Annotated in this window: 14 protein-coding genes; 4 read left to right on the forward strand and 10 right to left on the reverse strand. The window is 32.1% G+C overall.

The window, feature by feature from the left end; genetic code table 11:
• Positions 1–63: 63 nt before the first annotated feature.
• Positions 64–3,792 carry a methionine synthase gene (metH, locus tag V9L04_RS10210; RefSeq protein WP_338793989.1) on the reverse strand — a complete coding sequence of 1,243 codons (3,729 nt, stop codon included), beginning with the start codon at positions 3,790–3,792 and terminating at the stop codon, positions 64–66.
• Between the two features lie 279 nt (positions 3,793–4,071).
• Positions 4,072–4,782, reverse strand: coding sequence for a NeuD/PglB/VioB family sugar acetyltransferase (locus V9L04_RS10215; protein ID WP_338793990.1), 711 nt, complete (start codon positions 4,780–4,782; stop codon positions 4,072–4,074).
• 274 nt (positions 4,783–5,056) lie between these two features.
• On the opposite strand from V9L04_RS10215, the gene V9L04_RS10220 reads away from it, so the two are divergent.
• Positions 5,057–5,818, forward strand: coding sequence for an outer membrane beta-barrel protein (locus V9L04_RS10220; protein WP_338793991.1), 762 nt, complete (start codon positions 5,057–5,059; stop codon positions 5,816–5,818).
• 39 nt (positions 5,819–5,857) lie between these two features.
• Here the strand turns inward: V9L04_RS10220 and V9L04_RS10225 are convergent, their stop codons facing one another.
• Positions 5,858–6,319, reverse strand: coding sequence for a hypothetical protein (locus tag V9L04_RS10225; RefSeq protein ID WP_338793992.1), 462 nt, complete (start codon positions 6,317–6,319; stop codon positions 5,858–5,860).
• Positions 6,320–6,414: 95 nt separating this feature from the next.
• Between V9L04_RS10225 and V9L04_RS10230 the strand changes: the two genes are divergently transcribed.
• Both V9L04_RS10230 and V9L04_RS10235 read left to right on the forward strand, forming a co-directional pair.
• Positions 6,415–7,764, forward strand: a complete 1,350-nt coding sequence (locus V9L04_RS10230) for an NAD(P)/FAD-dependent oxidoreductase (RefSeq protein WP_338793993.1) — start codon at positions 6,415–6,417, stop codon at positions 7,762–7,764.
• A 64-nt stretch (positions 7,765–7,828) separates the two neighbouring features.
• Entirely contained in the window at positions 7,829–8,347 is a 519-nt protein-coding gene (locus tag V9L04_RS10235) for a hypothetical protein (protein WP_338793994.1), read from the forward strand.
• 15 nt (positions 8,348–8,362) lie between these two features.
• On the opposite strand, the gene V9L04_RS10240 is transcribed toward V9L04_RS10235, so the two are convergent.
• Complete coding sequence (locus V9L04_RS10240) at positions 8,363–9,226, reverse strand: GNAT family N-acetyltransferase (protein ID WP_338793995.1); 864 nt, start codon at positions 9,224–9,226, stop codon at positions 8,363–8,365.
• Between the two features lie 89 nt (positions 9,227–9,315).
• Positions 9,316–10,932, reverse strand: coding sequence for an NAD(P)H-hydrate dehydratase (locus V9L04_RS10245; protein WP_338793996.1), 1,617 nt, complete (start codon positions 10,930–10,932; stop codon positions 9,316–9,318).
• 117 nt (positions 10,933–11,049) lie between these two features.
• On the opposite strand from V9L04_RS10245, the gene V9L04_RS10250 reads away from it, so the two are divergent.
• Positions 11,050–11,532, forward strand: coding sequence for a GyrI-like domain-containing protein (locus V9L04_RS10250; protein ID WP_338793997.1), 483 nt, complete (start codon positions 11,050–11,052; stop codon positions 11,530–11,532).
• A gap of 9 nt (positions 11,533–11,541) precedes the next feature.
• Here V9L04_RS10250 and V9L04_RS10255 read toward each other — a convergent pair whose 3' ends face one another.
• The 5 genes from V9L04_RS10255 to V9L04_RS10275 form a co-directional block, all read right to left on the reverse strand.
• A complete protein-coding gene (locus V9L04_RS10255) occupies positions 11,542–11,700 on the reverse strand; it encodes a hypothetical protein (protein WP_338793998.1) in 159 nt (52 codons plus the stop codon).
• A 4-nt stretch (positions 11,701–11,704) separates the two neighbouring features.
• On the reverse strand, positions 11,705–12,496 hold the full coding sequence (locus V9L04_RS10260) for a phosphodiester glycosidase family protein (RefSeq protein ID WP_338793999.1): 792 nt from the start codon (positions 12,494–12,496) through the stop codon (positions 11,705–11,707).
• A gap of 95 nt (positions 12,497–12,591) precedes the next feature.
• Positions 12,592–13,092 (reverse strand): cytochrome c, encoded by a 501-nt coding sequence (locus tag V9L04_RS10265; RefSeq protein WP_338794000.1) that lies wholly within the window; start codon positions 13,090–13,092, stop codon positions 12,592–12,594.
• A gap of 136 nt (positions 13,093–13,228) precedes the next feature.
• A complete protein-coding gene (locus tag V9L04_RS10270; protein WP_338794001.1) occupies positions 13,229–13,972 on the reverse strand; it encodes a hypothetical protein in 744 nt (247 codons plus the stop codon).
• Positions 13,973–14,121: 149 nt separating this feature from the next.
• Positions 14,122–14,889 (reverse strand): L,D-transpeptidase family protein, encoded by a 768-nt coding sequence (locus V9L04_RS10275; RefSeq protein ID WP_338794002.1) that lies wholly within the window; start codon positions 14,887–14,889, stop codon positions 14,122–14,124.
• Between the last annotated feature and the right edge of the window lie 45 nt (positions 14,890–14,934).

A 14,934-nucleotide genomic window follows, 5' to 3' on the forward strand; every position in this document is an offset into this window, starting at 1 on the left:
CATAAGTTTGTATTTAAACTGTCAGATACTTTCACAAGTGTCGGTACAGTTTACGCTGTAAAATCAATAATTCAAATTACTACCCAACCATCTTTCTATTTCTTCTACCGACATATTTTTGCGTTTTGCATAATCTTCTATTTGGTCTTTGCTGATTCTTCCTACTCCAAAATAAATAGATTCGGGGTGGGAAAAATACAAACCTGAAACGGCTGCCGTTGGTAACATGGCTAAACTTTCGGTAAGTTCAATTCCTGTTTTTTCGGTGGCTTTTAGTAAGTCAAATAAAAGGGTTTTTTCGGTGTGGTCTGGATTTGCAGGATACCCTGGTGCTGGACGAATACCTACATATTTTTCTCTTACAATATCTTCTTTTGTGAGGTTTTCGTCTTTTTGATAGCCCCAATATTGTGTACGAGTTTGTTTGTGCAATAACTCTGCAAAGGCTTCGGCTAATCTATCGGCTAAGGCTTGCAACATAATTTTGCTATAATCATCGTTTTTAGCTTCAAATTCTGCTAGTTTTTTCTCAATTCCGATGCCTGTCGTTACTGCAAAAAGACCGATATAATCCTTTAAACCCGTTTCTTTTGGTGCAACAAAATCAGAAATACAAAGATTTGGCGTTTTTCCTGTTTTTTCTTGTTGCTGACGAAGATTTCTAAAATAAGTCAAAACTTCGGTGCGCTCGTCATTCGTATAAATCTCAATATCATCGTCATTGACAACATTGGCAGGATAAAAACCAATTGCAGCATTAGCAGTCAGCCAACGACCAGAAATGATTTTGTCCATCATTTTTTGAGCATCATCAAATAATTTTTTTGCTTCATTTCCATGATGTTTGTGGTCAAAAATACGTGGGTATGCACCTGTAAGTCCCCACGTCATGAAAAACGGACTCCAATCAATAAATTCTCTGATTTCAGAAAGATTATAATTATTGAAATAACGATTTCCTAAAAATGTAGGTTCTGTAAGTGTCGTTTTATTCCAATCAATTTTGAGTTTATTGCGTCTTGCTTCTTGAATGGGAATATATTTTGCTTCTGACTGTCGTTTTTTGTGGTCTTCTGCAAGTAATGTATATTCGTCTCTTACTGTTTTTGAATACTTCTCTTTTGCTTCATCATTCAATAAATTTGTCATTACAGGAACTGCCTTTGAAGCATCCACGACATGAACCACTGAACCCGAATAGCTAGGTGCAACTTTTACAGCCGTATGAATACGTGAAGTAGTCGCTCCACCAATCAAAAGAGGAAGTTTTAAGCCTTGTTTTTCCATTTGCTGCGCCACAAAAACCATTTCATCAAGAGATGGCGTAATAAGTCCACTAAGTCCAATTACATCAACACCATGGTTGACAGCTTCTTGCAAAATTTTATCAGCAGGAACCATTACACCCAAATCCACAACATCATAATTGTTACACGCCAAAACAACACCTACAATATTTTTTCCAATATCATGAACATCACCTTTTACAGTTGCTAAAAGAATCTTACCGTTTTTCTTTACTTCCTGTCCAGAATCACGCAATTTTTGTTTTTCTATTTCCAAGAAAGGCACTAAATGAGCAACAGCTTGTTTCATCACACGAGCCGATTTTACAACTTGTGGTAAAAACATTTTTCCTTCTCCAAACAAATCTCCTACTACATTCATTCCGTCCATTAAAGCACCTTCAATGACGTGCAAAGGATGGTCTACTTTCAAACGTGCTTCTTCTGTATCTTCAATGATATATTCTGTAATTCCGTTTACTAACGAATATTCAAGACGCTTTTCGACAGAATTTTCTCTCCATGTTTCGTCTTTTACTCGTTTTTTTCCTTCTCCTCTGTATTTTTCAGCAATATCTACTAGAAGTTCTGTTCCGTTTTCAGGATTTTTATTCAAAACTACATCTTCAACGTACTTCAAAAGTTCCTTATCAACATTATCATACACTTCTAACATTCCAGCATTTACGATTCCCATATCCATTCCTGCTTTTACGGCATGGTACAAGAAAACGGCATGAATTGCTTCACGAACTACATCATTTCCACGAAACGAAAACGAAACATTACTTACTCCACCACTTACTTTAGCATGGGGTAGGTTTTCTTTAATCCATCTTGTCGCATTGATAAAATCGACAGCATAATTATTATGCTCATCAATTCCTGTGGCGATAGCAAAAATATTAGGGTCAAAAATTACGTCTTCAGCAGGAAAACCAAGTTCATCTACCCAAATATCATAACTGCGTTTACAAATTTCTATTTTTCTTTCAAACGTATCTGCTTGTCCGTCTTCATCAAAAGCCATAATAATAACAGCAGCACCATAACGACGAACGAGCCGAGCTTGTTCGATAAACTTTTCTTTTCCTTCTTTGAGTGAAATTGAGTTTACAATTCCTTTTCCTTGCACACATTTCAAACCTGCTTCTATGATTTCCCATTTTGAGGAATCTATCATAATTGGAAGTTTGGCAATGTCTGGCTCTGAACCTACCAAATTCAAGAAATGAACCATTGCATTTTTTGAATCCAACATTCCCTCATCCATGTTGATGTCAATAACTTGCGCTCCACCTTCAACTTGTTGTTTGGCTACGTCTAAGGCTTCTTGAAATTTGCCTTCTTTTATAAGTCTAGCAAACATTTTTGAACCAGTAACATTGGTACGTTCTCCAACATTTACAAAATTAGTGCTTTTATCAACCGTAAAGGCTTCTAATCCTGACAAACGCATTGCAATTTTGCGCTCTGGAATCTTACGAGGTTCATGTTTTGCTGCTTCTTCTGCAATGGCTTGAATATGGTCTGGCGTAGTTCCACAACAACCACCAACAATATTAAAAAGACCTTCACTAGCAAAATCTTCTAACAAACGACTCATTTGTGTAGCCGTTTCATCGTACTGACCAAATTCGTTTGGAAGTCCTGCATTTGGATAACACGAAACATAGCAATTTGCAACTCGTGAAAGTTCACGCATATACGGTTTCATGAGTGCAGCACCCAAAGCACAATTCAGACCAACAGAAATAATATTGGAATGCGCTATTGAGTTATAAAATGCTTCTGTTGTTTGTCCAGATAAAGTACGTCCACTTGCATCTGTAATTGTTCCCGAAACCATAATCGGCAAACGGTCAGCTTGTGGAATATTTCTATCATCAAAATATTTTTCTACTGCAAAAAGTGCAGCCTTACAATTTAATGTATCAAAAACGGTTTCTATCAAAATCAAATCAACTCCACCATCAACCAAGCCACGAACTTGTTCGTAATAAGCCTCTACCAAATCATCAAATGTAACAGCTCTGTAAGCTGGGTCGTTTACATCTGGCGAAATAGATGCTGTTCTGTTTGTAGGTCCTATTGCACCAGCTACAAAACGAGGTTTTGTTTCGTGATAAATTCCTCCAAATTCGGCTGCTGCTTCTTTGGCAAGTTTGGCAGACTCATAATTGAGTTCATAAGCTAATTCTTCCATTCCATAATCAGCCATGGCAATGGTAGTGGCACTAAACGTATTCGTTTCTACAATATCAGAACCTGCTGCAAAATATTTTTTATGAATATCTCTGATAATATCAGGTTGAGTAATCGATAAAAGGTCGTTATTTCCTTTTACATCTTGTTTCCAATCTTTAAAACGCTCACTTCGAAAATCTTCTTCTGTAAGTGTATGGCGTTGAATCATCGTTCCCATTGCACCATCCAATACTAAAATACGTTCTTGAAGGTGTTTGGTAATTAATTGATGTATATTTATGCTAGTTTCTGTATTCATATCTGTAGAAGACACTTTTCAAGTGTCTTGTATTTTTAAATTTATATTATAAAAACACTTGAAAAGTGTTTGCTAATCTAATTTCATAAAATTACGAAATTGTAAGGTAATTCATTGTTAATCAAAAGAGTTTAGCAAATGATTTGCAAAATTTTCATACAACAAAATACAACAGGGTTAAAACCCTGTTCAATTGAGGAGTGAATATGTAATTTTAACAAAAGCTGAAATTTGACTTTCTTGAATTGGACAGGGTTTTAACCCTGTTATGTATAGAATTTACAAAGAAACAGCCTTTGCTGGATTACCTAAAACGGTTTCTTTTGCTTTTATGTTACTCAAAACTACACTTCCTGCTCCAATTCTTGCACCTTTTCCTATCGTAACCCCTGAAATAATGGTTACACCGTTTCCTATAAAAACTTCTTCTTCTATTTTCGCTCCAGCACCTATATTTGTTCCTATTCCTATTTGAGTAAAATTCCCTATTTCTACTTCATAATCCAAAGTAGAATTTGCATTGATGATGCAGCTTGTTCCAATTTTTACATCTGCGCCTATCATTGTTCCCATTCCTATCAAAGTTCCATAGCCCATATTTGCATCATCAGCAATGTGAGCTGTTGAGTGAACAGCCACAGCAGGATATTTTTTTCTTTGTTTATAGATTTTTTTGATAAGCCTTTTTCTATCAGCTACATTTTCTACAGCTACAAAATAATCACACTTGTCATTGATAAGATTGAGCATATCATCATCATCAGAACTTCCCATTATCGAAACGTGATTTATTTCGTTTGGAAAAGTAGCAGTTTCAGAAACAGCAGCTTCTTCTTTATAATCCTCATCAAGGAAGCAATAAATGATATTATCTGTACTTTGTAAAACCTCTAAAGCAACCTTTCCAAGACCTTTTGCGCCTAGAATAATGAGTGGAAGAATGGGAGGAAGCTGGTTAGAATCAGTAGGGAGAGAATGAATAGAATCCATAAAAATAAAATGAGTTTTTTTGATAGAAAAATGAAATACGTTTAAACTACAAAGGTACTTTATTTTTATATATCAATGATTGCTTAAGCTGAAGTTGTTATTAGAGAATGTAAAATATGTATTTTATAAGTAAATAGAATGTGTTTATAGACTAAAGGTTTTTTGACTAAACAAAACTATTTCATAAAAGTTAATCAAGTAGAATTCTATATTAAATGGAATTCTATTTTTTTGTATTAAATAGTTCAATCTAATTTTTTAAACTGTATTAATTATGAAATTTATTTTTCGTCTAAGTGCTTTTTCTAGCCTTTTATTTTTTATTTCATTTTGTGCTTCTGCTCAATTTATGGCTGATGTTGAGTTTGATATTATCAAAACGGGTTATAATAAAATTCAAGTTTCAGGAACAGAAGGAACTCGTTTTAATGTAAATGTAGTAGATGGGGAAAATGGCAATTTTGATAATAAGGCTTCCTTTGCATACCGTCTCCGTGCAGGTTATCGTTTCAATAATCGTCATAATGTCTTTGGGCTTTTTGCGCCTTTAAAAATCTCTTACAATGGAAATTTTGATAAACCTACCCGTTTTTATGAAGAGAATTTTTTGCCTTTGGTAGATACAAAAGTCAATTATCAATTTAATTCCTACCGTCTTACGTATCGTTATGACTTTGTAGTAACAGATAAAGTGCGTTTGGGTGCAGGTCTGACAGGAAAAATTCGTGATGCTTATATTGAAGTTGAGCAAAATGGACTTTCTTCAAAGAAAACAGATTTGGGTATTGTACCTCTCATTAATATTTATGCTTCTGTCAATGCAACAGATAAAATTGGTTTTTTATTAGAAGGCGATGGACTGGCTTCTCCACAAGGACGAGCATTTGATTTTGAATTAGCTGCTTTTTATCGAATTGCTGAGGATACAAATCTTCGTTTTGGTTATCGTATTTTAGAGGGTGGTTCGGATATTGACGAAGTTTATAATTTTACACTTGTTAATTATGGCTTGATGGGATTTAGCTATAATTTCTAAGAATACAAACTCATGGTAGGTCAAAGACTTGTCTTTGACTTATTTTATTTTTTTGATTGTAAAAATGAAATACAAGAAGAATGAAATTTGAATAAAAATATAGAAAGCTAAAAGGACAGTAAATAAGCCATAAAAATCAGCAAATAAAGGCTTATATTCCTCATGAGAAAAATATCGTTTGGGAAAGCCTGTATCAATCAATATAAGTAAGAAAGAAGATAAGCAAAGAGCTATGAAAGTAGTTAGATAATAATGGATTTTTGCTGCTTTAGAGTTTACGCTTCGATTAATCAAAAACAAAATAAAGTAGAATAAAGAATAGATAAAAAAGAATTGCAAAATAGAGGCTGATAAATCAAAAACTCCTACCACAAAGTAAGTGTCATGAAATTGTATATCCAAAGCAATTCCAGTAGTTGTAGCAGTTAAAATAATAATAGATATGATGCTATTTATTAAAAAACCAATTAAAACTGCACGGTTTGGATGTTTATTTTTCATAAATAATTAAAATCTAGTTTTTTTGTTTCTACATACAAATAAAGCTATTTTTACATTAAGTCCATTCTTTCAATCTAAAAAAAATAGCCACTTCTATGGAAACTCCTTCTTCAAAAATTCCAAACATAACTACTACTAAAAAACAAATTATTGTTGTTGGTGCAGGTGCAGCAGGACTTTATGCAGCCAGTTTATTGATAGAACAAGGGCACGAAGTAACTTTATTAGAAGCCTCAAACCGAACAGGAGGAAGGGTTTGGACAAAAACAGAACGCTTTCCCTACAAGCTAGAAATGGGTGCAGAATTTGTCCATGGAAAAGGTACACTATTTCATAAAATGGCAAAGAAAGCCGATAAGTTACACAAAGAAGGCGATTCGTCTTTTCTGTGGCGAGATGAATTATTTTCCAATAAAAAAATCAAAAAACTCCAAGACGCAAAACAGTATTTTGCTGATTATGAAGAGTTTTATGAAGGTCACCATCACTATGAAGGTGAAGATATTCCGTTGAGTAATTTTTTAGAGCAGCACGACATTACGCCTACTCGTCAGCCTGATGCCTATCGTTGGTATGAAGCCTTTGCTGGGGCGTTGGGTACAAATTTGCAAAACTTAGGAATGAAAGCCTTAGCTGTAGAAGCGTACCGATGGGAAGCAGGAGAACAAAATTATAGAATGTGTGTAGGTTTTGAAAGTCTTTTGGAAGAATGGAAAGAAAAAACAAAGCCCTTTTTGCAGCTTGAAAAACCTGTTATTATGGTACGTTCGTTTGCAGAAGGAGTAGAAATTATTACAAAAGATTTTCAAAATTATAGAGCTGATGCCGTTTTGATAACTGTTCCTCTTACACAATTGAAGCAAAATAAAATCATTTTTTTGCCCGAATTATCTCCCAAAAAACAAGAAGCGATTGATAAAATAGGAATGGATAATTATGCGATTAAATTTTTTCTAAACTTCTCAGAGAATTTTTGGTCAAAAAAGTACAATGATGGCGAAGAAACCGAATATTTAGTAGGAATGGACGCTGCAAGCGAATATTGGGAAACTGTTCCCTACATTAAAAATCCTTCTACGTTTGGTTTGACAGCATTTATTATGGGCGATAAAGCCAAAAATTACACAGAAAATGGCTTTTCAAAAGGACAGATTTTAGAACTGTTAATTGATGAGTTGGACAAGCATTTTGATGGAAATGCGTCGGCTACTATTTTGGATTTTGAATATTTAGATTGGTCAAAAGTAGAATATATTGAAGGTGCATATTCGTATCCGTCAGTAGGTTCTCACAAACTTAGAAAGCAGTTGGCTCGTCCGATTGAGGACAAAATTTTCTTTGCAGGAGAAGCTACGCATTACAACGGACATTTTGCAACTGTTCATGGCGCACTTGAAACAGCTGAAAGAGCTGTGGAGGAAATTAATGAAATTTATCATCAGTAATTAAAATTATAAATCAATGAAAATCTTAATTATATCTTGTTTGTTAATTTTGAGTTTTACAAAAATGTCTTTTTCTCAAAATACAGAATCACAAGAAGAAGAAATTATAAAAAATATTCGTCAAGAATATAATAGTATACAAGAAAATAAATCTACTTATGATACCACAACAGTTGATATTATGGGAGAATCAACCGAAGGAGGACAATTAGTAGGTTATTATGATATAAAAAACAATAGAGAATTGAAGGTAATAAATATGACTTGGCTTGGAGAAGCAGGAAAACATATATTTACTTTCTACTTGAAGAATGACAAATTATTTTTCATTTTTGAGCAGCATTTTGAATACAACACTAGCATTTATATGACTAAAGAAGTTGCTAAAGAAAATGAAATAGCAGCCTTTGACATCAGAAAGTCAAAAGTAGAAGAAAATAGGTATTATTTTGATAATGGAAAATTATTTCGATGGATAAATCCAAAGAGAGAAAAGGTAGATTTACAAATAGAAGAAAATATCACTAAAGAAAAGGAGCTTAAAAAAGAGTTTGTTAGACTGAGTAAGAAACTCAAAAAGTAGAATAAGTTAGGCTGTTTATTTTATACTCATTTCCATTTCATATTGATCAATTATATTTTTAATGCCTATAGAATTAAGAAAATTGATTTTATCTTCACATTTTGTATCAATATTATTGATTTTGATGAAGGGAGAAAATTCTTTTATACTAGAAAAAAGTCTTTGATAAGCTAGTTTTTTAGATTTCTTGTCATTTAGTAAAACTTCAAATTGTGCGATATATCCCTCGTGTCTATTGATGGGATTTATGACAAAGAAAGATTCTAGATTATTTCCTGAGCCGTTTTGATTCCAAACTTGATAATATTCATAATTTCCATTCTTTATAATCTTGAAATGATTGTCCCAAGAATAAGCATCTTGATTAGACATTTCTGACCAGTTTATATCAGAATAATTTATCTTTTTGAGTTCAAAATTAGTTGTATCTCTATTTTCTAGGTTTATTTCTCCTACAAAGCACTTGTAGCGTTTTGTTATCTCAAAACCCACATTTTGATAGACTTTTATAGCCTTTTCATTTTCTGTAATTACTTCTAAAACCGATTTATCAACTTCATGTTGCAGCAAATCTGAAATAGCATATTCATAGATAGAAGGAATAATTTTTTGTCTTCTGTGAGAAGGAATTACGCCTGTTCCTGTATTATAAGCAATTTTTTTTGAGTTTCTTGCATCAATGGCATGAATGATAAAACCAACTAATTTTTCATTATCAAACATTCCATAAGAAAGGCGATAATCTACTTTTGCCGTTTGCCACCTCTGTTTGTAATAAGCTATGTCAGTAGGCATTTTGACAAAATAATTTTCGAAAGAAAGCAAAAAGCATTCTATCAAACTATCAAAACTGATTTCACTTAAATTTTTGATTTCCATAGAAAAATGTTTAATAGTAAATTAATTAGTAATTATTGTTTTCAGTTGTATTATCCTGCATTTTATCATATAAATCACTCGCTAATCAGTTACAAAATCATCTTAAAAACATTCCCTAATTCTTCAATCAAATCAGAAGGAAGCATGGATTCACTAGATTTGTTTTTGGCTGCCAATTCTCCAGCTTTTCCATGTAAAAAAATACCAAGCAACAGACTTTCTTCTGAACTATAACCTTGCGCCAAAAGGGAGGTAAGTATTCCTGTCAGAACATCGCCACTTCCCCCTGTTGCCATTCCAATATCGCCAAAAGAGCTGTGATAAATATCTCCATTTGGCAAAGCTAAAGCTGAAAAAGAACCTTTGAGTAAAATACAAAGTTGATATTCTTTAGCTAAATTTCTTAAAAGTCGGTGTCTTTCTTCGGGTGTTTGTGTTTTTCCAAAAAGACGTTCAAATTCTTTTGGGTGTGGTGTCAAGATTGAATTTTTGGGAACAAAATCTAACCAATCTTTATTCTCATTTTCATAATTTCTGTTTTTAGCCAAAATATTCAGCGCATCAGCATCAATAACGATTGGATAATCAATAGTTTTCAGAATCTGTAAAAATAATTTTTGTGTTTTTTCTTCTGTACCCATTCCACAACCGATTCCGATAGTTTTATAATCTTTCATTTTTTCTATTAACTCATCAGAAAAAGTAGATAAAAATGTCTTATTTTTCTTTTTTTGTTCTTCAAAATCATCTACCAAAATCATTGCTTCTGGAACTGCACTTTGTAATGGGACAATTCCACATTTTGGCGTTCGGATAGACAAAAGACCAATTCCACTTCGAAGAGCAGCCTTTGTTGAAAGCTGTGCAGCTCCTATTTTTCCAAAACTTCCCACAATCAGTAGCGCATGTCCGAAACTTCCTTTGTGTCCTGTTCGTGTACGTGGTTTGTAGATTTGTTTTATTTTTTGAGTAGTGAGCCAGTAGTTTTGAGAATCTAGTTGCTCAATAAAATTCTTATCCAATCCAATATCCAAAACTTCAAAATTTCCTACAAACTCACTGTATTCATCAAAGAAAAAAGAGAGTTTTGGACTTTGAAAAGTGAGTGTATGGGTCGCTTTTATGGTCAGATTTTTATCAAAATGCTGTTCCTTGCTTTGGTTTTCATCAGCAAAAAGTCCTGAAGGAATATCTATCGATAGTACATTTTTGTTAGAATTTTGATTTATAAATTCAATCGTTTTGGCTGCAATCTTTTCAGGAACTCTATTTAATCCATATCCAAAAATTGCATCAATAATCCATTCGTTTTGATTGTTTTGAGAGATAGACAATTTTTTTAAATCTTCTTCTGTCTTTATTTCTACAATCTTTATATTTGAAATTTCTTGTATTCTTTCAAAATTAGCTTCAAAATCTTTACTTCGTTTATCTGAAAAAGCTACTATATACACATTTATTTGGAAAGCAAAGTTTGAGAGAAGTCTAGCAATTACAAGTCCATCGCCACCATTGTTTCCAATTCCACAAAAGACATGAAATTCTGTATTGATTAAACCACTATTAATATTTTGAGCAAAATAATTCTGAATCCAATAAAAAGCCTTCTGTGATGCTTTTTCCATTAAATCTAAAGAAGAAATAGGCTCATTTTTGATGGTTTCTTGGTCGGCTAAAGCCATTTGATTGGCTAATAGAATTTTCATTTTTTGATTAATTTGGCTGTATGGAGGAATAATTTTAGATACTTATTAGTAACTTGATTTATCGAATTGAGTTTTTGATATTAGAAAAAATAATAATAGTCGTAATTTAAAGAATAAATGAATCCAGAAATCAAAATCCTTCCTTCAAAAAAGCTAATTGGTAACTCTTTAAAAATGTCTTTATCAAATAATAAGACAATGGAGTTATGGCAGAGTTTTATGCCTCAGAAAAAAACTATCAAACATACTATTGGAACAGATTTATATTCCATTCAAATTTATAATGAATCATTAGATTTTAAAGATTTTAATCCAAAAACAGAGTTTACAAAATGTGCCATGATTGAAGTAGATTCTTTTGAAGTTATTCCCCAAGGTATGGAAAAAAGAGTTTTGGAAGGTGGACTATACGCTGTATTTTTATATAAAGGTTTGCCCAAAGATTTTCCAAAAATGGCACAATATATTTTTGAAAAATGGTTACCAAACTCAGATTATCAATTAGATAAAAGAGAGCATTTTGAGATTTTGGGAGAAAAATATAATCCAACAGATGAAAGCTCAGAAGAAGAAATTTGGATTCCAATAAAGTTAAAATAATCTGGAAAATTATTTCTTAAAAAGCTGAAAACCCCAAGCAATTACTAAAAAACCAATTCCAGTAAGAGGTGGAGGAAGTATTTTTGAGATAAACCCGATTACAATCATGGCAACAGCTAAAAGAATGAGAATAATACTGATGAGGTTAATTTTTTGATTGTGTTTCATGTGATTATTTAGTTTTCGTTTCTGCTATAATTACCCCAAAAATTCCATCTGTTTGTTGCCAGTTTTGGGAAGGTAAATAGACTTTGGAAACAAAGCCATCTAAATAAAGAGCATTTTTACAGCCTTTTTGTTTGAAAAAAGTAGCCAAATCATAAAAATTAATCTCTTCTTTTGACATTGCAAAGAGTATATTTCCATTTGGTAATATTCCTACACCATTTCTGATATTGAGATTTGATGAGCCTTTTCGAAATTTTGAATGAATATTTCCATCAATCAAAAGCATTGGTCCTGACTGAGTAGCATATTTTATGTTTTGTTTATCGTTTGTTTTGAGAAATTCATTTGTAGTAGAAACAATAGCTTTATTATCTTTTGTCAAATAAAAAATTCCGTTGGGCTGCATATAAAAATTGCCATAGCCTTTTTGAACAGTATCAACCTCAAAACGAGTAATTCCATTATCAATAAATAATCCTTGTGGCGACAAATCTCTTTTAAACATTCCCCCATTCATTGCAAAAACTAATTCTTTATTTTGTTTTTGAAATGACTTTTTCAGAATTCCAAAGTTTTCATAGTTTTTTCCTGCTTCATCTTTCCAATAAAAATCTAGTTGTTGTTCTTTTGGATTGAGTTCATAAACCAATAATCTAGCTTCATTTATTTTATAATTTTCGTCATCTTGTATTATCTCGTATGTAGAAGTTGTATCAATTTTTATTTTTTGATAAATGATAAAACTTGCAAAAAGAAGAACAGCAAAAATAGTTGAAAGCAAGATTCGTTTTTTCATAATGAATAAATTTAAGAAGAATAGATTAAAAAATATCTCTACCAAAATGTAAAAATTCTGATAGAGATAGAATAGAGGAAATTTATATTTAATTTTTATTTCATAGCGATTTCTTCTCCAGATTCAAACTTGACATAAGTAAGAATAGATTGTATTTGTTGATCACTAAAAAAATCATGATTTGGCATCATTTGCCCGTATTCTTCATACAATTTTGATGCATAATCATTTTTGCCTCCTGTAATTACTTTTTCAGGATATTTGATAAAATTAATGATTTCAGATTCGTTTTCCCAACGAGCAGTTACGCCTTTAAGTGCAGGACCAACTACTTTTTTATCAACAGCATGGCATTGCGCACAATTCCCTTGGAAAAGTTCATTTCCTTGCAAAACGATAGCTTTTTGAGGTTCAGCAAGAGAGGCTACTTTTGTATTTATATCTTCCACAGGAGCCGAGTTTGTAGCTGTATTCTGAGTTTTACTTGTTGTAGTTTGGGCAGAGCCATTAAAAAGCATCACTACTGTAATAATCAAAACAAGACCAACTCCTAGAATGAGTCCAGAGAGTGTAAGGATTTCATTATTAGAACTCATAGCATTAAAATTTATTTTAGTTGAAATAAAAAAACGTTATTCTGTCCATTAAAAAACGGATTGAATAACGTTTAGGTTCTACATTTTTTGAAATTTCAAGCTCTATTTTACTATAAATTCTTAGCTGAAAAACAAGTTATTTATCATCTTCATTTTCCACTTCAGCTTCCAAATCTACAATCCCAACTTCTTTGATAGTTCCGTTTGGTTGTACTTGATGTATAACGCCTGACTTAACTGTCATTTCTTTTTCTTCTCCTTCGGCTGCATAAGTCATACAACTTACTGTTTTGTCTTCATTGAGTTTACAAGTTACTTTTTCTTCTTGTGTAAAACCATCTTGTGAACCTTTGATATAATATTGCATATTTTGTTCTGCAATTGGATGTCCTGTTTCATCAAAAGTAACTAATTTTGTAAACTGAAAAATAGATCCATCATAACCATAAAAAAGAAGTGCAGTAATTCCTTCAGGCATATCAGCTAATTTTCCAATTAAATACAAACGATTATTTCCTTTTGGTTCTACCATAACTCTTTCGCCCAAACCATTAATGATATTGAAATATTTTTCATAAGTAGTGGTCGAAACTGGAGAAAATGCTTTTGCATTTGATTTTTCACTCAAATCATAAGGCGTTTTTACTTCCTTTATTTTTCCTACAAATTCAGCAAAATCTTCAGCAGGAATTGTGTCTTTTAGGTGTAAAACTTTTCTGTCTTTGTCTTTGCTGGCATCATAGACATTTTTTTCATCTATAGCAATCGTTTTTGATTTGTCTTTGTATGGGTTTTTATTTCGCTGTGCAAAAGAAACAGTTGAAAAAAGACAAAAAGCAAAAGTAAAGACTAGCAATGAGTAAATATTAATGTTTTTCATTGTATTGAAATTAAGGTAATGAGATTAAAAAATAGCTAAAACAAGTTTTAGGAAGGATGGTGAAATTTAAATTATCCTTTATTACTAAACTGTTTCAAAGCTACTCTTGTTTTGATAAAATGAGTAATAGAATAAAAATTGAGATAAAATTAGTCAAAAATATAATTACCTTTTGCATCTATCTGAAAAGATAAATGTTGTTTGTTTTTCTCAAATTTTTCATATCCTATCTTTATGTTGTCCCAAAATCCTACCAGTTTTTGATATTTTGGATAAAATATTTCCTTATTTTCTTTTGTAAAACGAAACGGAAAAATATAAATTGGAATTTTGCTTTGCCCATTTGCTCGTGCCTGTACAGCCAAAACATAGACTTCTTTTATCAATTCATCTGTAATGGGAATACATCCAATGGTTACACAAGAACCATGTAGATAAATTGCTCCTCCTAAATCTTTTATTTTTCTTGTTGGATTTCGTTTTTTATCGGCTTGATTGGGATAACTAATTCCTAAAGATAGAAAATAGCTACTCATTGGATTGAAATGGTTGATATAATAAAAACCTTCAGGAACTTGATAATCTCCTTGTTGATTTTTTGCGCCTAAGCTGCCCGAACTTCTGCAAATGTCATAAGTCAGAAATTTTTGATAGGATGTTGCCGTTTTTGCTTTGACATATATTTCTAACTCTCCTTCATCTTTATAGGCAACCATCAAAATATTGAGATTTTGAAGAGATAGATTGTTGTCAGCTAATTTTTTAGTCAGATATTTTTCTTTTTCTTGATACGCTATACGCACTTTTTTGTATTTTTTCTGCTCCGAAATAAAATCCTCATATTTTTGATAGGCTACAAAAGAGAAGCAAAAAAGAGCTATAAAAATAAGTGTTGAGTGATATAATTTAGTTTTCATAAGTGATAGTGGTTTATTGAAAGAAAAAATCCTTTCCATTCTGAA

It is taken from the genome of Bernardetia sp. MNP-M8, assembly GCF_037126285.1.
GTDB lineage: Bacteria > Bacteroidota > Bacteroidia > Cytophagales > Bernardetiaceae > Bernardetia.

Coding starts and splice junctions, on each gene's coding strand:
- metH (WP_338793989.1), bottom strand. CDS start 3,792: ATGAATACAGAAACTAGCATAAATATACATCAATTAATTACCAAACAC.
- V9L04_RS10215 (WP_338793990.1), bottom strand. CDS start 4,782: ATGGATTCTATTCATTCTCTCCCTACTGATTCTAACCAGCTTCCTCCC.
- V9L04_RS10220 (WP_338793991.1), top strand. CDS start 5,057: ATGAAATTTATTTTTCGTCTAAGTGCTTTTTCTAGCCTTTTATTTTTT.
- V9L04_RS10225 (WP_338793992.1), bottom strand. CDS start 6,319: ATGAAAAATAAACATCCAAACCGTGCAGTTTTAATTGGTTTTTTAATA.
- V9L04_RS10230 (WP_338793993.1), top strand. CDS start 6,415: ATGGAAACTCCTTCTTCAAAAATTCCAAACATAACTACTACTAAAAAA.
- V9L04_RS10235 (WP_338793994.1), top strand. CDS start 7,829: ATGTCTTTTTCTCAAAATACAGAATCACAAGAAGAAGAAATTATAAAA.
- V9L04_RS10240 (WP_338793995.1), bottom strand. CDS start 9,226: ATGGAAATCAAAAATTTAAGTGAAATCAGTTTTGATAGTTTGATAGAA.
- V9L04_RS10245 (WP_338793996.1), bottom strand. CDS start 10,932: ATGAAAATTCTATTAGCCAATCAAATGGCTTTAGCCGACCAAGAAACC.
- V9L04_RS10250 (WP_338793997.1), top strand. CDS start 11,050: ATGAATCCAGAAATCAAAATCCTTCCTTCAAAAAAGCTAATTGGTAAC.
- V9L04_RS10255 (WP_338793998.1), bottom strand. CDS start 11,700: ATGAAACACAATCAAAAAATTAACCTCATCAGTATTATTCTCATTCTT.
- V9L04_RS10260 (WP_338793999.1), bottom strand. CDS start 12,496: ATGAAAAAACGAATCTTGCTTTCAACTATTTTTGCTGTTCTTCTTTTT.
- V9L04_RS10265 (WP_338794000.1), bottom strand. CDS start 13,092: ATGAGTTCTAATAATGAAATCCTTACACTCTCTGGACTCATTCTAGGA.
- V9L04_RS10270 (WP_338794001.1), bottom strand. CDS start 13,972: ATGAAAAACATTAATATTTACTCATTGCTAGTCTTTACTTTTGCTTTT.
- V9L04_RS10275 (WP_338794002.1), bottom strand. CDS start 14,889: ATGAAAACTAAATTATATCACTCAACACTTATTTTTATAGCTCTTTTT.